The sequence below is a fragment of the Aquabacter cavernae genome (assembly GCF_003993795.1).
In the GTDB taxonomy this organism is placed as follows: domain Bacteria; phylum Pseudomonadota; class Alphaproteobacteria; order Rhizobiales; family Xanthobacteraceae; genus Aquabacter; species Aquabacter cavernae.
The window spans coordinates 1,191,540-1,217,066 of record NZ_RWKV01000008.1; the positions used below are offsets into that span (position 1 = coordinate 1,191,540).

At 68.4% G+C, this 25,527-nt stretch carries 20 protein-coding genes; 15 read left to right on the top strand and 5 right to left on the bottom strand.

What is annotated here, in order from left to right:
• Nucleotides 1-10 precede the first annotated feature (10 nt).
• The 10 genes from EJJ38_RS10235 to EJJ38_RS10280 all read left to right on the top strand — a co-directional run bounded on the left by EJJ38_RS10235 (nucleotide 11) and on the right by EJJ38_RS10280 (nucleotide 10,231).
• Nucleotides 11-946 carry a sensor domain-containing diguanylate cyclase gene (locus tag EJJ38_RS10235; RefSeq protein ID WP_164738470.1) on the top strand — a complete coding sequence of 312 codons (936 nt, stop codon included), beginning with the start codon at nucleotides 11-13 and terminating at the stop codon, nucleotides 944-946.
• Between the two features lie 259 nt (nucleotides 947-1,205).
• Nucleotides 1,206-2,882, top strand: coding sequence for a cytochrome-c oxidase, cbb3-type subunit I (gene ccoN, locus EJJ38_RS10240; protein ID WP_127089963.1), 1,677 nt, complete (start codon nucleotides 1,206-1,208; stop codon nucleotides 2,880-2,882).
• A gap of 11 nt (nucleotides 2,883-2,893) precedes the next feature.
• Nucleotides 2,894-3,640: a cytochrome-c oxidase, cbb3-type subunit II gene (gene ccoO / locus EJJ38_RS10245; protein ID WP_127089964.1), complete on the top strand. Its 747-nt coding sequence runs from the start codon at nucleotides 2,894-2,896 to the stop codon at nucleotides 3,638-3,640.
• A 3-nt stretch (nucleotides 3,641-3,643) separates the two neighbouring features.
• Complete coding sequence (locus EJJ38_RS10250; RefSeq protein ID WP_127089965.1) at nucleotides 3,644-3,805, top strand: cbb3-type cytochrome c oxidase subunit 3; 162 nt, start codon at nucleotides 3,644-3,646, stop codon at nucleotides 3,803-3,805.
• A gap of 4 nt (nucleotides 3,806-3,809) precedes the next feature.
• Nucleotides 3,810-4,691: a cytochrome-c oxidase, cbb3-type subunit III gene (gene ccoP, locus EJJ38_RS10255; protein WP_127089966.1), complete on the top strand. Its 882-nt coding sequence runs from the start codon at nucleotides 3,810-3,812 to the stop codon at nucleotides 4,689-4,691.
• A gap of 23 nt (nucleotides 4,692-4,714) precedes the next feature.
• Nucleotides 4,715-6,178: a cytochrome c oxidase accessory protein CcoG gene (gene ccoG, locus EJJ38_RS10260; protein ID WP_127089967.1), complete on the top strand. Its 1,464-nt coding sequence runs from the start codon at nucleotides 4,715-4,717 to the stop codon at nucleotides 6,176-6,178.
• Between the two features lie 30 nt (nucleotides 6,179-6,208).
• Entirely contained in the window at nucleotides 6,209-6,712 is a 504-nt protein-coding gene (locus EJJ38_RS10265) for a FixH family protein (RefSeq protein ID WP_127089968.1), read from the top strand.
• Nucleotides 6,713-6,738: 26 nt separating this feature from the next.
• The gene (locus EJJ38_RS10270; protein ID WP_127089969.1) at nucleotides 6,739-8,952 is read left to right on the top strand and encodes a heavy metal translocating P-type ATPase; all 2,214 of its coding nucleotides are present in this window, start codon (nucleotides 6,739-6,741) and stop codon (nucleotides 8,950-8,952) included.
• Entirely contained in the window at nucleotides 8,949-9,098 is a 150-nt protein-coding gene (gene ccoS, locus EJJ38_RS10275) for a cbb3-type cytochrome oxidase assembly protein CcoS (protein WP_127089970.1), read from the top strand. Before EJJ38_RS10270 ends, ccoS begins: the two co-directional genes overlap by 4 nt.
• On the top strand, nucleotides 9,095-10,231 hold the full coding sequence (locus tag EJJ38_RS10280) for a hypothetical protein (RefSeq protein WP_127089971.1): 1,137 nt from the start codon (nucleotides 9,095-9,097) through the stop codon (nucleotides 10,229-10,231). Before ccoS ends, EJJ38_RS10280 begins: the two co-directional genes overlap by 4 nt.
• Before the next feature lie 72 nt (nucleotides 10,232-10,303).
• Here EJJ38_RS10280 and EJJ38_RS10285 read toward each other — a convergent pair whose 3' ends face one another.
• From EJJ38_RS10285 to EJJ38_RS10305, 5 genes are all read right to left on the bottom strand, one after another.
• The gene (locus EJJ38_RS10285) at nucleotides 10,304-10,522 is read right to left on the bottom strand and encodes a hypothetical protein (RefSeq protein WP_127089972.1); all 219 of its coding nucleotides are present in this window, start codon (nucleotides 10,520-10,522) and stop codon (nucleotides 10,304-10,306) included.
• A 151-nt stretch (nucleotides 10,523-10,673) separates the two neighbouring features.
• Entirely contained in the window at nucleotides 10,674-11,549 is an 876-nt protein-coding gene (gene bla / locus EJJ38_RS10290) for a class A beta-lactamase (protein WP_127089973.1), read from the bottom strand.
• Nucleotides 11,550-11,557: 8 nt separating this feature from the next.
• The gene (locus EJJ38_RS10295; RefSeq protein ID WP_127089974.1) at nucleotides 11,558-12,538 is read right to left on the bottom strand and encodes an aldo/keto reductase; all 981 of its coding nucleotides are present in this window, start codon (nucleotides 12,536-12,538) and stop codon (nucleotides 11,558-11,560) included.
• Nucleotides 12,539-12,648: 110 nt separating this feature from the next.
• Nucleotides 12,649-14,286, bottom strand: a complete 1,638-nt coding sequence (gene mdlC / locus EJJ38_RS10300) for a benzoylformate decarboxylase (protein ID WP_127089975.1) — start codon at nucleotides 14,284-14,286, stop codon at nucleotides 12,649-12,651.
• 283 nt (nucleotides 14,287-14,569) lie between these two features.
• The gene (locus EJJ38_RS10305) at nucleotides 14,570-15,664 is read right to left on the bottom strand and encodes an alpha/beta hydrolase (RefSeq protein WP_245454176.1); all 1,095 of its coding nucleotides are present in this window, start codon (nucleotides 15,662-15,664) and stop codon (nucleotides 14,570-14,572) included.
• 350 nt (nucleotides 15,665-16,014) lie between these two features.
• On the opposite strand from EJJ38_RS10305, the gene EJJ38_RS10310 reads away from it, so the two are divergent.
• From EJJ38_RS10310 to EJJ38_RS10330, 5 genes are all read left to right on the top strand, one after another.
• A complete protein-coding gene (locus EJJ38_RS10310) occupies nucleotides 16,015-20,010 on the top strand; it encodes a Pls/PosA family non-ribosomal peptide synthetase (RefSeq protein WP_127089976.1) in 3,996 nt (1,331 codons plus the stop codon).
• A 174-nt stretch (nucleotides 20,011-20,184) separates the two neighbouring features.
• Nucleotides 20,185-21,648 (top strand): basic amino acid/polyamine antiporter, encoded by a 1,464-nt coding sequence (locus EJJ38_RS10315; RefSeq protein ID WP_127089977.1) that lies wholly within the window; start codon nucleotides 20,185-20,187, stop codon nucleotides 21,646-21,648.
• On the top strand, nucleotides 21,645-22,451 hold the full coding sequence (locus tag EJJ38_RS10320) for a 4'-phosphopantetheinyl transferase family protein (protein ID WP_127089978.1): 807 nt from the start codon (nucleotides 21,645-21,647) through the stop codon (nucleotides 22,449-22,451). Before EJJ38_RS10315 ends, EJJ38_RS10320 begins: the two co-directional genes overlap by 4 nt.
• A gap of 212 nt (nucleotides 22,452-22,663) precedes the next feature.
• On the top strand, nucleotides 22,664-24,814 hold the full coding sequence (locus tag EJJ38_RS10325) for a sensor histidine kinase (protein ID WP_127089979.1): 2,151 nt from the start codon (nucleotides 22,664-22,666) through the stop codon (nucleotides 24,812-24,814).
• Nucleotides 24,815-24,817: 3 nt separating this feature from the next.
• Complete coding sequence (locus EJJ38_RS10330; protein WP_127089980.1) at nucleotides 24,818-25,519, top strand: response regulator transcription factor; 702 nt, start codon at nucleotides 24,818-24,820, stop codon at nucleotides 25,517-25,519.
• Nucleotides 25,520-25,527: the final 8 nt, after the last annotated feature.

Consider the following 25,527-nt stretch of genomic DNA (forward strand, 5'->3'; position numbering starts at 1 on the left):
CCTGCGGTCCATGAACATCTTGGACACGCTTCCGGAAGAAATGTTCGACCGGATTACACGCATCGCCTGCGCGGCCCTTGATGTTCCCATCGCCATCGTCAGCCTGCAAGACGACGACCGATACTGGTTCAAGTCCGTGCAGGGATTCAGCGTCTGCGAAACGTCCGTCGAGGAATCCTTGTGCCAATATTCCATGTCGGCGCCCGGAGCCTTTGAAATTCCCGACACCGCCCTCGACCCGCGCCTGAAGGGCAATCTCTTCGTGGATGGGCCGGAGCGTATCCGCTTCTATGCGGGGGTTCCGCTCAATTCGGTGGAGGGGGTGCGCATCGGCACATTGTGCGTGCTGGACCGAACGCCCCGTGTCATCACCGAGGCGCACCGGCAGATCCTGCGCGACCTTGCCGCCGTAGCCGCCCATGAACTGGAGCTGCGCCGCATCGCCTCGACGGACGCGCTGACGGGCGCCTGGAACCGGCGCATGCTGGAGATCGTCGCCGCCAACGAATTCCATCGCGCCGAGCGCGTGAAGCATCCTTTCTCCATCGCCGTGCTGGACATCGACCATTTCAAGCGGGTCAATGACAGGTTCGGGCACGAGGCCGGCAACGATGCGCTGCACGGCTTCGCCTCCACCTTCCGTGAGGTCATGCGGGCCGAGGACTGGCTGTTCCGCATCGGCGGGGAGGAATTCGCCGCCATCCTCATCGGCTGCGACGGCAACTCCGCCACCGAAGCCATGGACCGCTTTCGCCGGGAAGTGGCCAACCGCGACTTCGCAGTGAGCGAGGGGCGCTTCCGCATGACCGCCTCGGGCGCCGTGATCGAAGCGGCCAATGCCGAGGGCACCGCCCTCGGCCCCCTCGCCCACCTGCTGGAACTGGCGGACAAGGGGCTTTATCAGGCCAAGCGCCTCGGGCGGAACCGCATCGTCAAGGTGGCCTAGCCCATCTCCCGCACCCGCCCCGGACCCTCCGGCACGGCACGCAGGACCTTTTGGCGCAGGCCCGCCACGGCCGCCCAGCGCCCCGCCAAAACCAAGAATATCAATTTAAATTCAACATCTTGGAAAGACGGACCCGAGCCCGCCGGACGCGGCCGCGGGCGCCTTACTTTTGACTTGTATCAAGGAGGGACAGCGGCCCCCCACGCATGGTGCATCCAGAAGCTTCGGGGACCTCCGTCTCCGGGGCAGGGAACCGACGATGCCGACCGCACCAGCCCCAACCACCTTGCCCCGCAAGTCGATGACCAACGGCGAGATGCTGCTTCTCGTGGTATTCGCCCTGCTGGCACTCCTCTCCATCACCGTGATGGCGAAGGCCCATACCAGCGCCTATGCCTTCCATGCCTTCCTGTTTGCCGCCGCGTCGATCGCCTCGGTCTTCGCCATCGGCAACCGCTACATGGACAGGCCCGCGGAACTCCCGCCCCAGACCATCGACGGGCTGCCCAACTACAATATGGGGCCGGTGAAGGTCTCCACGCTGCTGGCAGTCTTCTGGGGCATTGCGGGCTTCCTGGTGGGGGTGATCATCGCCCTGCAGCTCGCCTTCCCGGTGTTCAACTTCGACCTGCCCTGGATTTCCTTCGGGCGCCTGCGGCCGCTGCACACCTCGGCGGTGATCTTCGCCTTCGGCGGCAACGTGCTGATCGCCACCTCCTTCTACGTGGTCCAGCGCACCTGCCGCGCCCGGCTGGCCGGCGACCTCGCCCCCTGGTTCGTGATCCTGGGCTACAATTTCTTCATCGTCATCGCGGGCACGGGCTACCTGCTGGGCATCACCCAGGGCAAGGAATATGCGGAGCCGGAATGGTATTCCGACCTGTTCCTGACCGTGGTCTGGGTCACCTATTTCCTGGTCTTCCTGCTCACCATCCTGAAGCGCAAGGAACCCCACATCTATGTGGCCAACTGGTTCTATCTCGCCTTCATCGTGACCATCGCGGTGCTGCACCTCGGCAACAACGCCACGGTGCCGGTGTCGCTGTTCTCGCCGCACTCCTACATCGTCTGGTCGGGCGTGCAGGATGCCATGGTGCAGTGGTGGTACGGCCATAACGCGGTGGGCTTCTTCCTCACCGCCGGCTTCCTCGCCCTGATGTATTACTTCATCCCCAAGCGCGCGGAGCGGCCGGTCTATTCCTACCGCCTGTCCATCGTGCACTTCTGGGCGCTGATCTTCCTCTATATCTGGGCCGGTCCCCACCATCTGCACTACACCGCCCTGCCGGACTGGGCGCAGACCCTGGGCATGACCTTCTCCATCATGCTGTGGATGCCCTCCTGGGGCGGCATGATCAACGGCCTCATGACCCTCTCGGGCGCCTGGGACAAGCTGCGCACCGATCCGGTCATCCGCATGATGGTGGTGTCGGTCGCCTTCTACGGCATGGCCACCTTCGAGGGGCCGATGATGTCGGTGAAGGCGGTGAACTCCCTCAGCCACTACACGGAATGGGGCATCGGCCACGTTCATTCCGGCGCGCTCGGCTGGGTCGCCTACATCTCGTTCGGTGCCATCTACTGCCTGGTTCCCTGGCTCTGGCACAAGAAGGAGATGTATTCGGTCAAGGCCATCAACTGGCACTTCTGGATCTCCACCCTCGGGATCGTGCTCTACATCTGCGCCATGTGGGTGGCGGGCATCCTCCAGGGCCTCATGTGGCGTGCCTATACCGCGCTCGGCTTCCTCGAATACTCGTTCATCGAGTCCGTCGAGGCCATGCACCCCCTCTATGTGATCCGGGCGCTCGGCGGAATCCTGTTCCTCGTCGGCGCGCTGATCATGGCCTGGAATGTGGTGATGACCATCCGCAAGGCCGAGCCCGTGGCCGCCGCCGAGACCCCGGCCGGCCTCACCCTCGCCCCTGCGGAATGACGGAGAGAGACATGTCCACGAAATCCGCCTCGCTCTGGGCCAAGCACGCGATCTTCGAGAAGCACTCGTCGATCCTGCTGCTGGGTGTGCTGCTGGTGATCTCCATCGGCGGCCTGGTCGAGATCGTTCCCCTCTTCTACCTGAAGAGCACCATCGAGAAGGTAGAGGGCATCCGCCCCTACTCGCCGCTGGAGCTTGCCGGCCGCAAGATCTATGTGCGCGAGGGCTGCTACAGCTGCCACAGCCAGATGATCCGCCCGCTGCGCGACGAGGTGGAGCGCTACGGCCACTATTCGCTCGCCGCCGAGAGCATGTACGACCACCCCTTCCAGTGGGGCTCCAAGCGCACCGGACCGGACCTTGCCCGCGTGGGCGGCAAGTATTCGGACCTCTGGCAGCTTGAGCACCTGAACAATCCGCGCGCGGTGGTGCCCCCGTCCATCATGCCTGCCTATCCCTGGCTGGCGCAGAACAAGCTGGACGCCAAGCACATCGCCAAGGACATGCAGGTGCTGCGCCTGGAAGGCGTGCCCTATACGGAGGAGATGATCGCCAGCGCCCAGGACGACCTGGCCGCCCAAATCAATCCCGACGCCGACACGGACGCGCTGCTCAAGCGCTATCCCAAGGCCCAGGTGCGCGACTTCGACGGCAATCCCGGCATGGTCAGCGAGGCCGATGCGCTCATCGCCTACCTGCAGATGCTCGGCACCCTCGTGGACTTCAAGCTCTACGACAACAAAGCGAATGTGAGGTGAGCCATGAGCGACCTTTACATGACCCTGGCCTCCTTCGCGCAGACCTGGGGCCTGCTCCTCTTCTTCTTCGGCTTCCTGGGCGTCATTGCGTATGCCTACTGGCCTTCCAAGAAGAAGAAGAAGGAATTCGAAGACGCCGCCCAGATTCCGCTGAAAGAGGATTGATGCCGTGAGCACCGCGCATGAGAGCCACGATACCGACGTGGACGCAAAGAGCGGGAAGACCACCACCGGTCACGAGTGGGACGGCATCCGCGAACTCAACAACCCGCTGCCCCGCTGGTGGCTCTGGTCCTTCTATGCCTGCATCGTGTGGGCGGTGGGCTACTGGATCCTCTACCCGGCCTGGCCGCTCGTCTCCTCCGCCACGCCCGGTCTGCTGGGCTGGAACTCGCGCACCGCCGTGCAGGAGCAGCTGACGGACCTCGCGGCCCTGCGCGCGGCCTCCTCCGCGCGGCTCAACACGGCCTCTCTGGAGGAAATCGAGCGCTCGCCCGATCTGCTTTCGCTGGCCCGCGCGGAAGGCCGGGTGGCCTTCGCCGACAATTGCGCGCCGTGCCACGGCGCCGGGGGCGGCGGGGCCAAGGGCTTCCCCAACCTCAATGACGATGACTGGCTGTGGGGCGGCACGCTGGCCCAGATCCAGGCCACCATCGCCCACGGCATCCGCGCCGGTGACGATGAAGGCCACCAGGGCAACATGACGCCGTTCGCCGGCGTGCTCTCCCGCGCGCAGATCTCGGACACGGCGGACTATGTGCGCTCGCTCGCCGGGCTGGTGCCCGCCACCGATCCGGGCGCGCAGCGCGGCGCGGTGGTGTTCAAGGCCAATTGCGCCGTCTGTCACGGCGAGGACGGCAAGGGCAAGCTGGAGCTGGGCTCGAAGAACCTCACCGACAACATCTGGCTCTATGGCGGCGACAAGGCCACCATCATGCAGACCATCGCGCTGGGCCGGGGCGGCGTCATGCCCGCCTGGGGCACCCGCCTGCCTGCCTCCACCATCAAGGCCCTCACCGTCTACGTCCACACCCTGGGCGGCGGGCAATAGGAGGCCGCTGGCCGGCTCCCCCCATGAGCGCACCCATCCGCAAGCCCGACACGGCCTCCACCCCCTCCCTCGCGGAGGAGGTGGAGGAGCCGTTGTATGTCGCCCGTCGGCAGATCTACCCCCAGAGCGTCCACGGCACCTTCCGGCGCATCAAGTGGATCATCCTGGCGATCACGCTGGGCATCTATTACCTGCTGCCCTTCGTGCGCTGGGACCGGGGACCGGGCGCGCCCGACCAGGCGGTGTTGATGGATTTCCCCGCGCGGCGCTTCTATTTCTTCTTCCTGGAGATCTGGCCGCAGGAATTCTATTACGTCGCGGGCCTGCTGATCCTCGCCTCGCTCATCCTGTTCCTGATGAATGCGGTCGCCGGGCGCGTCTGGTGCGGCTATCTCTGCCCGCAGACGGTCTGGACCGACCTGTTCCTCGCCATCGAGCGCCTCATCGAGGGCGACCGGCGCGAGCGCATGAAGGCCGATGCCGGCCCCATGACGCTGGAGAAGTTCACCCACAAGACGCTGAAGCATGCCATCTGGCTGCTCATCGCCTGGTGGACCGGCGGCGCCTGGGTGCTCTATTTCGCCGACGCCCCCACCCTGGTGGTGGAACTGGCGACGCTGCAGGCGCCCACCATCGCCTATGCCTCCATCTTCGTGCTCACCTGCACCACCTATGTGCTGGCCGGGCACATGCGCGAGCAGGTGTGCACCTATATGTGCCCCTGGCCGCGCATCCAGGCGGCGCTCACCGACGAATACGCCCTCAACGTCGCCTATCGCTATGACCGGGGCGAGCCGCGCGGCTCGCTCAAGAAGGCGGTGCTGCTGCGCGAGGCGGGCAAGCCGGCGGGCGACTGCATCGATTGCGACCAGTGCGTGGCCGTGTGCCCCACGGGCGTGGACATCCGCAAGGGCTCGCAGCTCGACTGCATCCAGTGCGGCCTGTGCATCGATGCCTGCAACACGGTGATGGACAAGATCAGCCGTCCCCGGAACCTCATCGCCTATGACAGCGAGGCCAATTTCGCGGCCCGCGCCGCCGGCAAGCCGCAGGTGCGCCACTTGGTGCGCCCGCGCACCCTGCTCTATGTGGCGCTCATCGCGGTGACCGGCATCACCATGCTGGTCAGCCTCGCCATGCGCGACACCGAAGGCGTCGCCGCCATCCACGACCGCAACCCGCTGTTCGTGCGCATGGCGGACGGGGCGGTGCGCAACGCCTATACGCTGCGCATCGCCAACAAGCAGCGCGCCGAGCGCACCTTCCTGCTCTCCGTCGCGGGCGTGCCCGGCGGGACGCTGGACGTGGTGGGCACCGGCGGCACCACGGACGTGAGCGTGGGGCCCGACCAGACCCGCGAGCTGCGCGTGTTCGTGACCACGCACACGCCGCTCGATCCCGGCGTGTCGCTGCCCATCACCTTCCTCATCCGCGACAAGGCGACTGGCGTGGAAGCGAAGGTGCCCGACCATTTCATCGGCCCCTGAACGGGCGCCATGGACCATACGAGGCCCCAGATGCCCGGAACATTGGAGAGCGGTCGGCCCCGCGAGATCACCGGCCGGTTCGTGCTGGTCTGCATCCTCGCCTTCTTCGCCACCATCATCGCGGTGAATGTGGTGATGGCGCGCTTCGCCGTGACCACGTTCGGCGGGGTGGAGACGGCCAGCTCCTACAAGGCTGGCCTCGCCTTCCGCGGCGAGGAAATGGCCGCCGAGCAGCAGGCGGAGCGCCATTGGAACGTGGTGGCCGAGTTCCAGGATTTGGGCGGCGGGGGCCGCATCGTCACGCTCATCGCCCGGGACAATGCGGGCCGCCCGCTTTCGGGCCTGATCGCGGCCACGCGCCTCTCCCACCCCACGGACGCGCGGCGTGACGTGACCACCGAGTTGAAGGACCTGGGCGACGGGCGCTACGGCGCCTCGCTCGACGCGCCCGCCGGGCAGTGGGATCTGGTGATTGATCTTTCGCAAGGCGACCAACGCCTCTTCCGCTCAAAAAACAGGATGCAATTGCGCTGAGCCCGCCTCCAGAGACGGGCCGGAGGATGCGGACCGTGGGAGCTGAAGCCGTCGATTATTCCGTGTTCGTGGATCACGACGCGGCAGGCCATGCCCAGATGAACCTCGTGGTGGAGGGCATTTCCGGCGACGGCTGCATCGAGGAGATCGAGCGCGGCCTCACCGCCCTTCCCGGCGTGGTGCGCGCGCGGCTCAACTACACCAATCACCGCCTGTCCGTGGCCTGGGGCGCGGAGACCTCCGCCGATGCGGTGGTGGCCCGCCTCTCCGATCTCGGCTATCGCGCCCACCCCTTCGCCATGCCGGCGGCAGACGAGGAGGCGGAGCGCGCCAAGTGGCTGCTGCGGTGCCTCGGCGTCGCGGGCTTCGCAGCCATGAACGTGATGCTGCTCTCGGTCTCGGTCTGGGCCGGGAATGTCAGCGACATCACCCCCGAGACGCGCGACCTGTTCCACTGGGTCTCCGCGCTCATCGCCTTGCCCGCCGCCGCCTATGCGGGCCAGCCTTTCTTCCGCTCCGCCCTGGCGGGCCTCAAGGCCCGCAAGCTCAACATGGACGTGCCCATCTCCCTGGGCGTGCTCCTGGCACTGGGCATGTCGGTGGTGGAAACCGCCCTGTCGCAGGAGCACGCTTATTTCGACAGCGCGCTCATGCTGCTCTTCTTCCTCCTGGCCGGCCGCTATCTGGACCATGCCGCGCGCCAGCGCACCCGGGCGGTGGCGGCCAATGTGGCGGCGCTCAGGGGCGAATTCGCGCATCGGCTGGATGCGGAGGGGTGCCCCGTGCAGGTGCCGGTCCAGGCGCTGCGGCCCGGCGACCTCATCCTGGTGCCCGCCGGCGAGCGGGTGGGCGCGGACGGCGTGGTGGTGGACGGCCGCTCCAATATGAGCGAGGCGCTGGTGACCGGCGAGACCTTGCCCCGCACGGTCGCCGCCGGGGACGCGGTGCATGCCGGCAGCCTCAACGGCGAGGGCGCGCTGACGCTCCGCGTGACGGCGGGCGGCGACCAGACGCTGGTGGACGAGGTGCAGCGCCTGCTGGACGGCGCCATGACCGCGCGCACCGCCTATGTGCGCCTCGCCGACCGGGTGGCGCGGGCCTATGCGCCCGTGGTGCATGTGACCGCGCTCGCCTCGGCCCTGTTCTGGATCGCCATGGGCGCGAGCCTGCATGACGCGGTGATGATCGCGGTGGCGGTGCTCATCATCACCTGCCCCTGCGCCCTGGCGCTGGCGGTGCCCGCCGTTCAGGTGGTGGCCACCGGCGCCCTGTTCCGCTCCGGCATCCTGCTGCGCTCCGCCGACATGATCGAGCGTCTTGCCCAGGTGGACACGGTGGTGTTCGACAAGACCGGCACCCTCACCTTGCCCGACCCCGTGGTGCGCCTGCCCGAGGGCACGAACCCCGCTTTGGTCCGCCTCGCCGCCCGCCTCGCTCTGTCCAGCCATCATCCCCTGGCCGCCGTGCTGGCGCGGCAGGCGGAAGGGGCGCCCGTCCCCGAGGCGACGGAAGAGGCCGGCGCGGGCGTGCGCGCCGTGATCGACGGGCGCGAGGCGCGCCTCGGCAGCCTCGCCTTCTGCGGCCTCGACGCCCCCGCCGACCTGCCCGCCTCCGCCTCCCTCATCGCCTTTCGCCTGGGTGACGACGGCTTCGTGGCGGGCATCGACCAGGCGTTGCGGGCGGACGCCGAGGACGTGGCAACGGCCCTCACAGGCATGGGCCTCTCCCTCGTCATCCTCTCCGGTGACCGGCCGGACGCGGTGGCCCCGGTGGCCCGCGCGCTCGGCATTACCGATGCCCGCCCCGGCCTCAAGCCCGCCGCCAAGATCGCCGCCATCGCGGACATGAAGGCGCAGGGGCACCGCGTGCTCATGGTGGGCGACGGGCTCAACGATGCCCCTGCCCTCGCGGCGGCGGACGCCTCCCTCTCCCCCGTGGAGGGCGCCGCGCTCACCAAGGCGCAGGCGGATGCGGAGTTTCTCGGCACCAAACTCGGCCCGGTGCGCGACGCTCTGGCCTGCGCGCGCTCGGCCCTCAAGCGCATTCGTGAGAATTTGTGGATCGCCCTCCTGTATAATCTGATTGCGGTCCCCCTCGCTGTCGGGGGATATGTGACGCCTCTGGTGGCCGCGCTCGCCATGTCGGGCTCGTCCACCCTGGTCACGGTCAATGCACTGCGTGCCGGGGTTCCGCGCGCGGGCGGGATGCCGGCGGCGCAGCCGGGAAAGGCGCGGTCATGAACGTGCTGATCTATCTGGTGCCCTTGGCCCTGGCATTGGGGCTTGCCGGGCTGTTCGCCTTCCTGTGGAGCCTGAAGGCGGGCCAGTATGACGACATGGACGGTGCCGCCCGCCGCATCCTCTCGGACGAGGACGTGCGCAAATGAAGCTCGGCGCGTCCAGCCGGTCGGGGATGACGGTCCGCGCGGGCCTTCTCTCCTGCATCTGCGACGGCCTGAGCGGGCCGCCGCCCGCCAATGACAATGTGGGGCCCGGACCGGGCACGTTCGCGCTCACGGCGGGCTTCGCCTTCGCGGTGCTGGGGCAGACCGCCGCCTCCGCCGCCTTGCCGCTGGCGGGCGCCATGCTGGCCCCGCGCCCGGAACTCATCACTTGGCCGTTCGCGGCCCTCATGCTGGGGGCGGTGCTCGCCTCCTTCCCCGCCTCCTTCCTGCGCGATGCGTTCGGGCGACGGGCGGGCTTCGCCCTCGGTGCGTCCCTCGGCATGGCGGGTGGCCTGCTTCTGGCCATGGGCCTCGTTCAGCACCAGTTCGCCTTCGCCTGCATCGGCGGGCTGTGGCTGGGCATGGCGCAGGGCTTCGCCTTCTTCTACCGGCATGAGGCGGCCGCCGCCTCGGCCAAGCCCGGTGCCGCTGCGGCGGGCGTGCTGGCGGGTGGCCTTCTGGCCGCATTGGCCGGGCCCGCCCTCATGGCCGGGGCGGAACAGCTTCTCGCCCCCTTCTTCCTGGTGGGGGCCGCGCTTCTGGCGGCGCTCGCCCACACCGCCGCGCTCGCCGTGGCGGTGCGCCTCGCGCCGGACCCGGTAAGTGCCGCCCCAAGCGGCGCGGCCGCCCCGCTACGCGCCCTCGCCGCGCCCACCTTGGCGGCGGCGGCGGTGTGGTTCTCCATGACGCTGCTCATGGGCGGCGCGCCCTTGAAGCTGGTGGATTGCGGCATCGGCGAAGGGGCGATCTTCGGCTTCATCGCCCTGCATGTGTTCGCCATGTATGCCCCTGCCGTGCCGCTCATCTGGCTGGGCGCGCGCATCTCGCCGCGCCTGCTGGCTGCGGGCGGGCTGGCGCTCTCGACGCTCGCCTTGTGGATCGCCATGGCGAGCACGCGGCCGGAAGCGCTGGCCCTGGCGCTGATCCTGTCCGGGGCGGGATGGTCGGCCGCCACTATCGGGGCCACCGCATGGCTGCGGGAAAGCGGCGCGCAGGGCCGCCTGGGCCTTGCGTTGCATGACGGCGCCCTGTTCCTCGCCGCCCTCGGCGGCGCCCAGCTCGCCATGGTGCTCTGAACGCACGCCGCCCAATGAAAAAGCCGGGCGCAGAGGCCCGGCTTTTTGTGTCTTCGGCAGATGGCGGTACCGTCAGAGAGCGGCGCGCATCATCTCCAGCTTGCTGCGGAACGCCACCAGGGCGCCGGGAGACTTGGGGTCGATATCCGCGAGGATGAAATCGGCCACCGCACCGGCCTTGTGCTCGCGCAGGAAGCCCTTGGCCTCCTTCAGCGAACGCACTTCGCGCTCGGTGGAGCCGATGACCATGCGGACGGAGGCGGCGGCAACTTCCCTGGAGATCGAGCCCATCGCAGTCTCTTCCTTCTCGGTGCGGGCGCATGGCGCGCTGTCGAGAAGGTAAACCCGCAGCCAAGCCCCGGGTTCCATGGGTTTCGCGGCTCGGGCGATGAAAATTCGCGCACGGCCAGATCCTGTGCGCGGCTCCCTCCCCCGAACCGCCTTACTTCGTCAGCGTACGCGCCGCCAGCGCCGCAACCTCGGCAATGGCGGCGTTCGAGCCCGCAAGGTCGAGGCGCGACTGGGTGAGATAGACCGACAGGATGATCGGCCGCGTGCCGGGGGCGGCGCCGGGTGGGACGGCGATGCCCACATCGTTGACCGTGCCGGTCGTCGCGCCCCCCGTGCCGGTCTTGTCTCCCACCCGCCAGCCGGGCAAGCCTGCACGCAGGCGATCGTCCCCGGTCTTGCAATCATAGAGCCAGGTGGCCAACAGCGTGCGGGACGGCGGGGAAAGGACATCCCCCACCACCAGCGCGTGGATGTCGCGGGCCATGGCGAGCGGGCTCGTCGTGTCCCGTGGATCGCCGGGTATGGCGCTGTTCAGGGCGGTCTCCCAGCGGTCGTTGCGGGTTACCGTGTCGCCTATGGCCCGCAGCATGGCGGTGAGCCCTTTCGGACCGCCCAATGTCGCGAGCAGCAGATTGGCCGCCGCATTGTCGCTGAGAGTGACGGTGGCCGCGCACAGGTCCGCGACGCTCATCCCCTTGCCCAGGTTCGCCTTGGTGACGGGGGAATGCTGGATGATGTCGTCCGTGCCGTAGGCGATGCGCCGGTCCAGGCGCTCCTTCCCCTCGTCCACCCGTTTCAGCACCGCGCCGGCGACCAAAAACTTGAAGGTGCTGCAGAAGGGAAAGCGCTCCTCCGCCCGGTGCAGGATGCGGGGTGCGCCGGTCCCGTCCAGCACGGCAACGCCGAGCCGGCCGCCCGTGCGCGCCTCTATGGCCGCACAGGCGTGTTCGGCCTGTGCCCACGCCGGGCGCGAGACAAAGGCGAACGCGGGAAGCGCCGCGAGGAAAACGCGCCGGTCGATCCGCATGGCACCGCTCAGGAGAAGCCGAGCACGGGATGGGGCACGTAGGGCGCTTCCAGCGCCGCCACCTCGTCATCGGTGAGGGTGACGGAGAGCGCCGCCACCGCGTCTTCCAGATGGCCGGGCCGTGTGGCGCCCACGATGGGGGCGGTGATGCCCGACGTGCGCAGCACCCAGGCGAGCGCCACCTGGGCACGCGGCAGCCCCCGCGCGGCGGCGACGGCGGCCACCGCCTCCACCACCTTGCGGTCCGCCGCCTCCATCACCGCATAGAGGCGGTGGGACACCTCGTCGGTCTCCGAACGGGCGGTGGTCTCGTCCCAGTCGCGGGTGAGGCGCCCGCGCGCCAGCGGGCTCCAGGGAATGACGCCGATACCCTCGGCGCGACAGAGCGGCAGCATCTCGCGCTCCTCCTCGCGATAGAGAAGGTTCACGTAATTCTGCATGGAGACGAAGCGCGCCCAGCCGTTCCTCTCGGAGATGGACAGCGCCTTCATGAACTGCCACGCGGCCATGGAGGAGGAGCCGATATAGCGGACCTTGCCCGCCCGGACCACGTCGTTCAGCGCTTCCAGGGTCTCCTCGATGGGGGTCGCGGGGTCGAGCCGGTGGATCTGGTAGAGGTCGATATAATCGGTGCCGAGCCGCCGCAGGCTCGCGTCCACCTCGCTCATGATGGCCTTGCGCGAGAGCCCGGACCCGTTCGGCCCCGGCCGCATGCGGAAATAGACCTTGGTGGCGATCACCACCTCCTCGCGCCGGGTGAAATCCTTCAGCGCGCGGCCCACGATCTCCTCGCTGGAGCCGTCGGAATACATGTTGGCGGTGTCGAAGAAATTGATGCCGAGGTCCAGCGCCATGCGGATCAGCGGGCGGCTCTCGGTTTCCGGCAGCGTCCAGGCATGGGTGCCGCGCCCGGGCTCGCCGAAGCTCATGCAACCCAGGCACAGGCGGGACACATCGAGGCCGGTGCGGCCGAGCTTCACATAATCCATGGACAGCCTCCCAACGAACAACGCACGCCCGAACGGCGCGCGGCCGGCGAGATGACCCGCCGGCCGCAGCATTCCTACCAGAGTTTTTGGCGTCCGCGTGGCCGCCCGGCTCAGATGAGCGGGGGCACGTCGTTGGTGATGGGCACCTCGATCACCAGCGGGCCGGGACCGGAGAAGCCCGCCTTCACCCGCGCCTTCAGCACCTCCAGGTCGGAAATGCGCTCGGCCTCGCAGCCGAAGCCCTTGGCGAGGCTGACGATGTCGAGGCCGGGAATGTCGAGGCCCGGCACGCCGGGGGTCTCTTCGAGCACCGCGAACGACTTAAGGATGCCGTACTGCCCGTTGCGCAGCACGATATAGACGATGGGCAGCTTGCTCTGGGCCGCCGTGTAGAGCGCCTGGAGCGAATATTGAAACGAGCCGTCGCCCACGATCATGATGACCGGGCGATTGCGCCCCGTGTCCCGCTCGCCCAGGGCGATGCCCACGGAGGCGGGCAGGTTCCAGCCGAGGCCGCCGCTGGCGAAAGTGAAGAAGGTCTGCGGCTCAGTGATGGGCCACCAGCGGTGCAGGTCCGCGAGGTTGGAGGGGGATTCCTCCACCAGCACGCAATGGTCGGGCCGCACCTCGGCGAGCGCCGCGAACACGTCGGCGGCGGTGTGCACGCCGTCCTTGCCGCCGGGGGCGTCCTCGGGATGGCAGGCCGGATGGGGCGCCATGCGGTGGGGGAGAGCGGCGGGCGTCGCCTTGGCCGCGCCGGGCTTCACCAGCTCCACGAGGGCGCGGGTGGCGAGCACGGCGTCGGAAACCAGGCTGTCGCCCACGGGCGCGCGGGAGGTCTCGCCCGGATCGTCCGAAATGTGCAGCAGGCGCATGCCCTCGGGCAGATAGGGGCCGGGCACATAAGGATAATAGCGGAACACGGGGGCGCCGATGACGATGGCCACGTCATGGCCCTTGAGCCGGTCGGACAGGGGCCCGGTGGCGAAGGGCAGGCCGCCCACATAGAGGGGGTGATCTTCCGGGAAGGGCGTGCGCTCGCTGGCGGGGGCGGCGAAGACGGCGGCGTTCAGCTTCTCCGCCAGCGCCACCGCATCCGCCCATCCATTGCCCCGGTCGATGGCCGCGCCGAAGATCAGCGCGGGCGATTTGGCGCCGGAGAGGATGTCGGCGAATTCCTTCAGCCGGTCGAGATCGGGGGCGACGCGATGGCCGAGGGTGCGCACCACGGCCGGGCCATTGCAGGGCTTGTCCCAGTCGTCCAGCGGCAAGGAGAGGAAGACCGGCCCGGCGGGCGCCTGAACGGCGGTGGCATAGGCACGCATGAAGGCCGCGGGCACGTCCTCGGCGCGGGTGGGCTCATAGGCCCACTTCACCCAGGGGCGCGGCAGCATGGTGGAATCCACGTTCGTCAGCCACGGCTCCATGAGCAGCATCTCGCGGGTCTGCTGGCCGGCGGTGACGATGAGCGGGGTCTTGTTGAGGCTCGCCGTGATGAGGTTGCCCATCGCGTTGCCGAGGCCGGCGGCGGTGTGGACATTCACGATGGCCGGCTTGCCGGTGGCCTGGGCATAGCCGTCCGCGATGGCGATGGCGGAGGCTTCCTGGAGGGCGAGGTGATAGGTGAAGTCGGCCGGGAAATCCTTGAGGAAGGTCTCCTCGGTGGAGCCCGGATTGCCGAAGAAGGTGGTGAGGCCGAGCTGGCGGAGAAGATCGTATGTGACGGTGCGCACGGTCGAACTGGACATCTTACCTCCCTGCGGCGCGCAGTGCCGCAACCCGGCGCCCGGCGGCGACGCCCCGCCGCCCGACGCACCCCAAACGACCGGCCGGGAACCGTATCCATCAACCGGGAAGACAGGGACTCGCATACCTAACGGCATGAGACAAGGGTTTAAGGCCGTGCGGCAGCGAGAACCAAGCGACCGGAAGCAGCCCCTAAACCCTTGATAGAGCGCGGTTCACGCCACACGACGAACCACAGGCGTGCCTCGACGCGGGTCGATCCCAGCCTCGGAAAACGGCCAAGCCTCAGTTGCGCAGGCCGCCCGTGACCACGCGGATCGGCGTGGTGATCACCTCGCCGATGACGCTCTCGCCCGGCTCCACGAAATTCTGCCCCGACATGACCCGCGTGCCCAGCAACTGGACCACTTCGGGCGAGGTGGCGAACTTGGAGTGATTGAGGGAATCCCCGTTCTGCACGGCAGTGAGGTCTACCACCGTGATGCCCTCCGCTCCTTCGAGCTGGGTGCGGTAGGGCTCCTGGGCGAGGTCCACGGCGCCCACCCGCGTGATGCCGCCGCTGATGAGCGAGGACACGCTGAGCGCGTGGTCGGTGCGCGAGACGAAGATGGTGATGGCGGGCCGCTGCGTGCCCATCTCCTCCACCTGGCGGCGGAACACGTCCACGTCCAGATCCGGCGAGGCGAGCACCACGTTGGAGATCTTGGCGGGGATGCGCCCGTCCCGCAGCGCCATCTGGCGCAGCGCCTCCACCGTCAGCCAGGCCCCCATGGAATGGGCGATGACGATCACCTCGTCCACCTTGGGGCTGCGGGCGGCGGCGGTCAGCACATAGGCAAGGTCGGAACGGGAGAAATTGGCACTCTCCCGGTCATAGACATAATCCACGATCCGCCCGCGCGAGGGCCAGGAGAACAGCACCGGCGCGAGGCCGGAATCCATGTCGTGGACGATCTGGGCGAAGCGGAACACCGAGGAGTCAAAACGGGTGTTGAAGCCGTGGACGAACACCAGCACCCGCCGCTTGCCCGAACGGGCCAGCCAATGGCCCACATCCGACCGCGGCACGGGGGAGATCTCCGCCACCGCGAACTCCCGGTTCGGATTGGCCTGCGGGCTCGAGGGCCATTGCAGCGAGCCGGGCGCGCGGTCGGGCGGAATGGAGACCACCACATTGGCGAAGGACAGACTGTCGCCCCGCTCGCCGCTGAACACAATGCCCGGCGCGTCGCTGGGCGCGCGGGTGGTGGCGGCGAGAATGTCCACGGTGGCAACATTGGGGGGCAGGTCGGCGACGGGAATCATCACGCCTTCACGGGTCCCGCAGGCGGCGAGCCCGGCCATGGCCGCGACAACCATCAAGAGGCGCCTTGCGCGCATGTCCCGCTCGTCTCCTCGTATCCCACTCGTCCTTAGCCGATCCCGCGCCGGAACAGAAGGCGGGGGTGACGCCATGGTTAGGGGCCGCCCCGGGCAGACGCATGGGCCGCGCCGACATCGAACAGTCTTGAGCCGGTCCAAAGAGCTTCCGGGAAACCCTGGATTGCCAAGCATATCCTGTAAGATTATGTAATTCTCGGCCGATTATTTTTCGTATTGCCGCGCTCAACATCGCTGTTTATCTGTTTGTCGCAGCGCAGCGTCCGGCTGCTGCGTGAATTTTGAGCGACTGCGTTCATCCTCGTGCCGCGGATACACGCGCTGCGAGCAGCGGGAAGGTACTGTTGCGCATGAATATTGCCACGCACGCGGACCGCCCTGGCATTCTCATCGGCCACCGCGACCCCTCGCTGATCCGGGACGAACTGCTCCCCGAAATCTTCGCGGACACCGTGCGCCGCACGCCCGACAAGACCGCGATCATCTTCGGCACCGAGCGCGTCTCCTATGCGGAGCTGGACGCGCGGGCGAACCGCGTGGCCCACACGCTGCGTGCACGCGGCATCGGCCCCCGCGATTTCGTCGGCATCTGGATGTCGCGCTCGCTGGACCTGCATGTGGCCCTGCTGGGCATCCTGAAATGCGGCGCGGCCTATATCCCGTTCGACATGGATGCCCCGCCGGACCGCATCGGCGAGTGCCTGGGCGATTGCGAGGCCAAGCTCGTCATTATCGACGCGGTGACCAAGGCCAAGCTCGACCGCGCCCTGCCCGCCCCCGCCGAGGCGTGCCTCGACCTTCTGGCGCAGAGCGACGACCCGACGCCCCTCGATTTGCGCGCGGACGGGCTGACCCGCTCCGATCCCGCTTATGCCATCTACACCTCGGGCTCCACGGGCAAGCCCAAGGGCATCGTCATCGAGCACCGCAACATCTGCCACCTGCTGCGCTCGGTGAACGCGGTCTACGGCTTCCGCGAGGAGGACGTGGTCTTCCAGGGCGCCTCCATCGCCTTCGACCTGTCGCTGGAAGAGATCTTCGTTCCCTATCTGGCGGGCTCGACGCTGTTCGTCGCTTCCTCCCGCGTGCTGGGCGAAGTTGAGAAGCTGCCGGCCCTCATGGCCGAAGGCGGCGTCACCGTCCTCGATACCGTGCCGACCCTGCTGGCCATGATGCCGCAGGACGTGCCGTCGCTGCGCATCATCATCCTGGGTGGCGAGGCGTGCCCGCCCTCCGTTAAGGCGCGCTGGTGCAAGCCGGGCCGGGTGGTGTTCAATTCCTACGGCCCCACCGAGGCCACCGTGGTCGCCACCGTGGACGAGGTGACCATCGACGGTCCCGTCACCATCGGCCGCCCCATCCCCAATTACACCTGCTACGTGGTGGACGAGCAGATGCAGCCCATCGCCACCGGCGAGGGCGAATTGCTGATCGGCGGGCCGGGCGTGGCGCCCGGCTATCTCAAGCGGCCAGAACTGTCCGCCGAGAAGTTCATCGCCAATCCGTTCGGCGATGCCGAGGGCGACCCCGTGCTCTATCGCTCGGGCGACGCGGTGAGCCTCACCGAGGACGGGCGCATCCTGTTCCACGGGCGCATCGACGACCAGGTGAAGCTGCGCGGCTTCCGCATGGAGCTTGGCGAGATCGAAGCCCGCATGTCGGACCTGCCGGGCATCAACCAGGCGACCGTGGTGCTGCGCAAGGATGACGGCATCGACCGCCTGGTGGCGTTCGTGGTGATGGATTCCGGGGTTAGCCTCGACCGGGGCGCCATCCGCGCCGGGCTGAAGGCGACCCTGCCGCCTTACATGGTGCCGTCCCATTTCGAGGAGATGTCGGTCCTGCCGCGCCTCACCTCCGGCAAGGCGGACCGCAAGACCCTGAAGGTGGCCCCGCTGAGCGCCCCCGCCGAGGCGGAGGAGCAGGAGGAGCCCTCGACCGAGATCGAGGCCGCCCTGCTGGGGGCGGCAAAGCCGCTCTTCCCCGGCCAGTCCATTCCCTTCGACGCGGACTTCTTCGCCGATCTCGGCGGCCATTCGCTGCTCGCCGCCACCTTCCTGGCGAAGGTGCGCGAGAACCCGGCCCTGCCCCCGATCACGCTGGAAGACCTCTATAGCCTGCGCACCCTGCGGGCCATCGCCGCCAAGCTGGCGGAACGCGAGAAGGCGAGCGGGCCGCGCAAGCAGCTGGACCTGTCCTTCGAGCCCCCGCCGCTGGCGCGGCGTGTCATCTGCGGCATCGCGCAGCTCTGCTGTACGCCGCTTCTGCTGCTGGCGCTCACCGGCCCCTGGCTGACCATCTACGTCACCTACGAGATGATCTCCATCGACCAGACCATCCACTGGTACGAGGTGCTCCAGCTGATGGGCGTGTACATGTTCGTCACGTTCGGCATCAGCGTGATCGGCATCGTGGGCAAGCGCCTCGTCCTGTGGCGCGCGACGCCGGGACGCTATCCGGTCTGGGGCTTCTATTTCTTCCGCTGGTGGCTGGCCCGCCAGCTGGTGGAATTCACCCATCTCGGCCTCATGCAGGGCACGCCCCTCGCCCCCGCCACCATGCGCCTGCTGGGCGCCAAGGTGGGCAAGCGGGTGTGCATCAGCGGCCTGCATGCGGGCGCCATCGACCTGATGGAGATCGGCGACGACGTGACCATCGGCGCGAAGGTCAGCATCGGCAATGCCGAGGTGATCGGCAACGAACTGGTGATCGGCAAGGTGGTGATCGGCAAGGACGCCTATATCGGCACCTCCTGCGCCCTTGCCCACGACACCGAGATCGGCGAGGGGGCGGAACTCGCCGACCTCACCGCGCTCCTGCCCGGCGACCGCGTCGGCGCCTTCGAGCATTGGGACGGCTCGCCCGGCACCAAGGTCGGCACGGTGGACCCGTCCACCTGGCCCGCCTTTGCGCCGGAGCCCTCGGCCCGCGTGCAGGCGCTGCAGTCGCTCTATTATGCCGTGCTGCTGTTCGCCATGCCGGCCATCAGCCTGCTTCCCATCTTCCCGGCCTTCTACATCTTCGACCGCTATGACGCGGTGTTCCAGCAGCTCACCGGCTTCCAGTGGTATCTGCCCATCCTGGCATGGCCCACCGCCATGATCATGATGCTGGGCACCGTCATGCTGGTGACCGCCATCCGCTGGATCGTGCTGCCTTCCTCGCCGGCGGGCACCATCTCGATCCATTCCGCCTTCTACATGCGCAAATGGACCGTGGCGCTCGCCGCCGAGGTGATGCTGGAAAGCCTCTCATCGCTGTTCTCCACCATCTATATGCGCTCCTGGTATCGCCTGATGGGCGCGAAGATCGGCCGCGACACGGAGATCGCCTCCAACTTCGCCGGCCGCTACGACACCATCCAGGTGGGTGAGAAGTGCTTCGTGGCGGACGAGGTGACGCTGGGCGACGAGGACGTGCGGCGCGGCTGGATGACCACCAAGATGGTCACGGTGGGCAACCAGGCCTTCATCGGCAACGATTCCGTGCTGCCGCCCGGCGCGGTGGTTCCCGACGGGGCGCTCATCGGCATCAAATCGAAGCCCCCGGCCGACGAGCCCATGCTGCCGGGTGAGATCCGCTTCGGCAGCCCGCCCATCCGCCTGCCCGGCCGCCAGCGCTTCGACAATGCGGACGTGAACCAGACCTTCCGCCCACCGGTCTGGCGGCGCGCGCTGCGCGCGGTATTCGAGCTGTTCGCGGCCTCGCTCCCCACCATGCTGTTCATCCTCGTGGGCACCGTGACGGCGGACTATGTGCTGTTCCCCGCACTCGACGCCGCGGAAAGCTGGGGCGAGTTCCTGCCCACGTTCATCGCCGCCTGCGTCGCCTGCTCCTTCATCCTGGCGGGGGTGGTGCTGGCCATAAAATGGCTGCTCATGGGCACCTACAAGGCCGGAAACTACGGCCTCTGGTCCTGGCGGGCGCTGCGCACCGAGGCCATGACCACCCTCTACTGGGGCACGGCGGGGCGCATCCTGCTGGATGCCTTCCGCGGCACGCCCATGCTGCCCTGGGCGCTGCGCCTGTTCGGCGCGAAGATCGGCGAGGGCGTGTTCATGGACAGCACGGACATTACCGAGTTCGACTGCGTGTCCATCGGCGACTATGCGAGCATCAACGCCACCTCCAATCTCCAGACCCATCTGTTCGAGGACCGGGTCATGAAGATCGGCCATATCGACATCGGCAAGGGCGTCACCATCGGCGCCCTCACCACCGTGCTCTACGACACCAAGGTGGGCGACTATGCCGAATTGGGCTTGCTCACCATCGTGATGAAGGGCGAGGCGATCCCCGGCAATACGCGCTGGGCGGGCGCCCCCGCCCAACCGCACAACCACTGACCGCACGGCGGCGCGCGTCCGCGCGCGCCGCCGCCCGTGACGGGTTTCGGCCCGCGGCTTCGCCCCGAACGGACCCGTCTCCGGATCGGCCCGTCCTATGATCGGCCCTCCCCGCGACCGGCACCAAGACCGGCCCCGCTCAAGGCCGGCCCCGCTCCAGACCGGACCCGCACCATGACCGACGCCAAATCCGCGGGCTCCCCCTCCCCCCAAGGTCCGCCCGGCGGCACCCTCTCGCTCGCCGCCCTCGCCTGCCTGGTGGTGGGCTCCATGGTGGGCGGCGGCATCTTCTCGCTGCCCCAAGCCTTCGGCGCGGCCACCGGCATCCTCGGCGCGCTCATCGCCTGGGGGCTGGCGGGCACGGGCATGCTCATGCTCGCCTTCGTCTTCCAGGCCCTCGCCTCCCGGCGGCCGGACATCGACGCGGGCATCTATGGCTATGCCCAGGCGGGCTTCGGCTCCTATGCGGGCTTCATCGCCGCCCTCAGCTACTGGGCCAGCGCGGTGCTCGGCAACGTGGCCTTCCTGGTGCTGGTCATGTCCACGCTGGGCGCCTATGCGCCCCTCTTCGGCGACGGCGATACCCTGCCCGCTTTGTTCGGCGCCTCCGCGCTGCTCTGGCTGTTCCACATCCTGCTGCTGCGGGGCGTGAAGGAAGCGGCGGGTATCAACACCATCGTCACCATTGCGAAGCTGCTGCCCCTCGCCGCCTTCCTGCTGATCGTCGCCTATGCCTGTCGCGGCGACCTGATGCAGGCGAATTTCTACGGCGGGGAATCCGCGTCCGTGGGCTCCATTCTGGAGCAGGTGCGCCAGACCATGCTGGTGGTGGTGTTCGTGTTCCTGGGCATCGAGGGCGCCAGCGTCTATTCGCGCCTCGCGCGGCGGCGCGAGGATGTGGGGCGCGCCACGGTGCTCGGCTTCCTGGGCGTGCTCACCCTGTTCATGCTGGTCACGGTCCTGTCCTACGGCGTGCTGCCGCGCGCGGATCTGGCGGAGCTGCGCAACCCGTCCGTGGCGGGCGTCCTGTCGGCGGTGATCGGCGATGCGGGCACCGCCTTCGTGAGCCTCGGCGTGCTGGTCTCGGTGCTGGGCGCGTTCCTCGCCTGGTCGCTGCTGGCGGCGGAAGTGCTCTACAGCGCCGCCAAGCACGGGACCATGCCGCGCCTGCTGGCCCGCGAGAACCGGGCCGGCGCCCCGGCGCCCGCCATCTGGGTGAGCACGCTGGCGGCCCAGTTCTTCCTGGTTCTGACCCAATATGCCGAGTCCGCGTTCCGCTTCTTCGTGGACCTCACCAGCATCACCGCCCTCATCCCCTATCTGTTCGTGGCCGCCTTCGGCCTCATCCTCGCCCGAACCGGCCAGACCTATGAGGGACAGCCCCGCGAGCGGCGCCGGGACATGGTGCGGGCCACCCTCGCCACGCTCTGCGCCGTCGGGCTCATTTATGCGGGCGGGCTGAAGCTACTGCTGCTTTCCTCCCTCCTGTTCGCGCCGGGCACCCTGCTGTTCGTGCTGGTGCGCCGGGAACAGGGCCTCACGCTGTTCACCGTCCGCGAGGCGGCGGCGCTGGCGGTGATCGTGCTGGCGGCCCTCACCACGGTCTGGGGTCTTGCCTCGGGCGCGATCCAGCTGTGACCCGCCCCTCCGGGCTCCCCGGCCCCGACCTGTATTGGGTCGAGACGGGCGCGCTCACGGAGAGTGATGTCGTTGCCTTCGCAGCCTGCCTCGACGATGAGGAGCGCGCCCGCGCCGAGCGCCTGCGCCTGCCGGGCGCCCGCCGCGACTTCAAGGTGGCCCATGGACTTGCCCGGCTCGCCCTCTCCCGCGCCCGGCCGGACCGCTCGCCATCCGCATGGCGTTTCCAAACGGGGCCGCATGGCCGTCCCGAGCCAGAAGATGCGCCGGGCCTGCGGATGAACCTCTCCCACACGCGGGGGCTTGCCGTGGTGGCGGTGAGCGAGGCGGGCGCCGTGGGGGTGGATGCGGAAGCGACCGATGCCCCCCATGCCCGGCCGGAGACCGCCGCTTTGTTCTGCAATGACGCCGAACTCACCCAATGGCGGGAGCTGGCGCCCGACGCGCGCGACGCGGCCTTCTATGCGCTCTGGACCCTCAAGGAGAGCCTGCTGAAAGCCTGCGGCGCGGGCTTCACGCTGGATCCGCGCACCATCCTCTGCGACCTCCTCCCCTTGCGGGTCGTTGCCTTCCCACCCCGCCCGACCGGTCGCTGGCGCAGTTGGGCGACCACGCTTCCCGGCGGCTTCCGGCTCGCTCTATCGCTGGACGAAACCGGCCCGTCATCGGAGCCCCGCGCCTGCCGCATCATCGCGCCGGACGACATGAACGCGCCGGAAGACGAGGAGGCAACGGGTCTCTCGCCCGCCGTCACCCTCGATGAGATCCCTCACGGCCCGCCCCCTGATTTTCGTCCGGCATGAGGTAACACGATATGGTCAAGCTCCTGATGGAAGGTCTGATGGCTGCAATGGTTGTCCTGTTTCCCGTCAGGCGCGCAGATGACCCAAGGTCATACCCAGGTTCACGGAGCGATACGAAGCAAGTGCGCGGGCGCCATGTTCGACAAACGACATGGATGTGCGCTACAAAGACTTCAACCTAATTCACTTTTGTTACATTTTCTTCGCGCGGAATGACCTCCTTCCCGGCCGGGCGCCTCGGCAGACCTCTTCTTTTCGGCCGCACGCTGACCCTGGGAGCGGCCCATGGCCCCTGTCCCGGGCATGCGGGAGCGTGGCTTGCGCTCTTCCTCCTGCTGGCCGGTTTCCTGGCCGCCTGTCTTCCCGGATCTTCCGCGCGCGCCGAGGAAAGCACGGTCCTGCTCGATAGCGACCAGGGCCCCGTGCGCCTTGCGGGGCATCTGTCCGTCTATCGCGACGCGGAGGGGACCGCGACCATCGAGACGCTCGCCGCCGACCCGTCGGCCTTCACTCCGCTCGCGGGGGATTTCAACGTCGGCTATTCGGCCAAGGGGGCCTGGTGGCTGCGGGTCCGCCTGATGGCCACGCCGGACGGCGCGGGCACCTGGTATCTCGCCATCAATGCCCCGTTCGCGGACGTGATCGATGTCTATGCGCCCGACGCCGCGCCGGACGGGAGCAATCCCACCGTGCACAAGCGCATGGGCGGTCTGCTGCCCGTGTCCGCCCGCGACCTGCGCACCAATACCCAGATGGCGCGCATCGTGCTGGAGGCGGACGAGGAGACCGAGGTCTATCTGCGTCTCTCCGGCGCCCGCTCTCTCAGCGCCACCCCTACCCTCTGGCGCCTGCCCGCCTTCGTCCGGCACCTGACGCTGGACGTGCTCATGGCGGCCATCGCGGTGGGGGCGGCGGCCATCACCTGTATCGGCGCGCTCACCTTCGGCCTGTGGCTCGGCATCGCCCCCTTCGTCTGGTACGGCGCCTATGTGGGCGCCACCGCCCTGGTCTTCCTCTCCAACAGCGGCTTCCTCGCTTTGATGCTGGAGAACGTGCCGCCAAGCACCGTGCTGCGCATCCACGGCATGGTGGGGTGCCTCAGCATCATGACCGGCGCCTTCATGATCCGCTCCGTCTTCTGCCCGCCCGGCCGGTTGCGGATCATGGGGCTGGCGCTGGCCTTCTATGGCGCGCTGGCGGGCGCCTCGGTCCTGGTTTCCGCTGCGGGCTATTATTCCCTCGTCGCACCGGCGCTCATGAGCGGCGTCCTGCTGCTGGCGCTCATCCTGCCCATCCTGGCGGCCCTGCGCGTCAAGCGGCGCGAGCCGGCGGCGTGGTGGTATTTCGTGGGCTTCTCCGGCTATTCCATCGCCACCCTCTGGTTCGCGCTGGTGGTGCTCGGCTTCCTGCCCCCCGCATCGGCGCTGGACTGGGGGCACCAGACCGTGGGCCTCCTGCACATGGCCGCGGTGTTCGGGGGGCTCGCGGCGGCCCTGCGCGCGGGCATGCGCGAGCGGCGCATCCTGCAGGCGCGCCTGCTCTCCGCCTCGGAACGCAGCACCCATGAACTGGAGCGCGCCGTGACCCAGCGTACCGCCGCGCTGGAGGCCGAGGTGAAAGCCCGAAAGGAAGCGGAGGCGGCGCTGCGCGTGGCGCTGCGCGAGCAGCGCAACTTCCTCGTCATGGTGAGCCATGAATTCCGCACCCCGCTCGCCACCGTGCGCGCCGCCATCGCCATCATCGAGCGCGGCTCCGACGCCATGAACGAGCGCCTTCAGAAGGAGGCGGGCAAGATCGTGCGCGCCGTGGGGCGCCTCTCCTCCCTCATCGACACGTTCCTCACCGAGGATCTGGTGAACAAGGCCACCATGCGCCTGGAATGGGGACAGATGGACTTCGCGCTGGTGGTCCGCGCCATCTGCCGCGACCGGGCCGCCGAAAGCGCGCGCGCCATCCATGTGAGCGGGCTCGAAACAGCCCCCATCATGGGCGACCAGGTGCTGCTGAGCAGCGTGGTGGAGAACCTGGTGGGCAACGCCCTGAAGCACAGCGAGGCCGACATCTTCGTCTCGCTGGGTAGCCATGAGGACGGGGTCTGGCTTCAGGTGGCGGACACCGGCCCGGGCATCGACCCGGCCGAGCACGAAGCCATTTTCGAGCGCTATTACCGCTCGCCCACCGCCGGCTCGCGCCCCGGCGCGGGCATCGGCCTCAACATCGTGCGGCGCGTGGTTGAGATGCATGGGGGCGAGGTGGACGTGGACAGTGCACGCGGCAAGGGCAGCACCTTCTCGGTCTGGCTGCCCCGCCACAGGCCCTCAGGGGACGCCCGGACGGCGCGCCCCCAGACCGTGAAGGCGTAACCGATGCAGATCAAGATCCTCATGGTCGAGGACGACGACGACCTCCGCGACAGCCTGCACTCCTATCTGACCGACGTGGGCTTCCTGGTCCACGCCATGGCGAGCGCCGAGACGCTGGCGGAGGGCCTCGCCGAGATGGAGCCGGACATCGTCATCCTGGACCTGAATCTGCCGGGGATGGACGGGCTGGACGCGGCCCAGCTCGTGCGCGCCCATGAGCCCGCCGGGCTCATCATGCTGACCGGGCGTTCCATGCGCACCGACCGCCTCCAGGGGCTGGCCGCCGGGGCGGACCATTATCTCGTGAAGCCCGCCGACCCGGTGGAACTGGAGATGGTGATCCGCAATCTGGTGCGCCGCCTGCGCGGCCCGGACGCAGCCTTGGTGCCGGACCAGGATGTGTGGGTGCTGGACACCAAGCACTGGCAGTTGCGGGCGCCGGACGGCGCCGCCATGTCGCTCACCTCCGCCGAGAAGCACCTGCTGGCCCATCTGATGGCCCGCCCCGGCGAGCCCGCCACGCGCGGCGCGCTCATGCCGCCGCGCACCCACAGCGACCCCGATGCGGAAGGGCGCGGGCTCGACGTGCTGGTGTTCCGGCTGCGCCGGAAGGTGGAGCGGGATTGCGGCCGCCCGCTGCCGCTGCTCTCGGCACGGGGCATCGGCTACGTGTTCGCGGGCAAGGCGCGGCTGGAAGGCGACTGAGCGGCGCC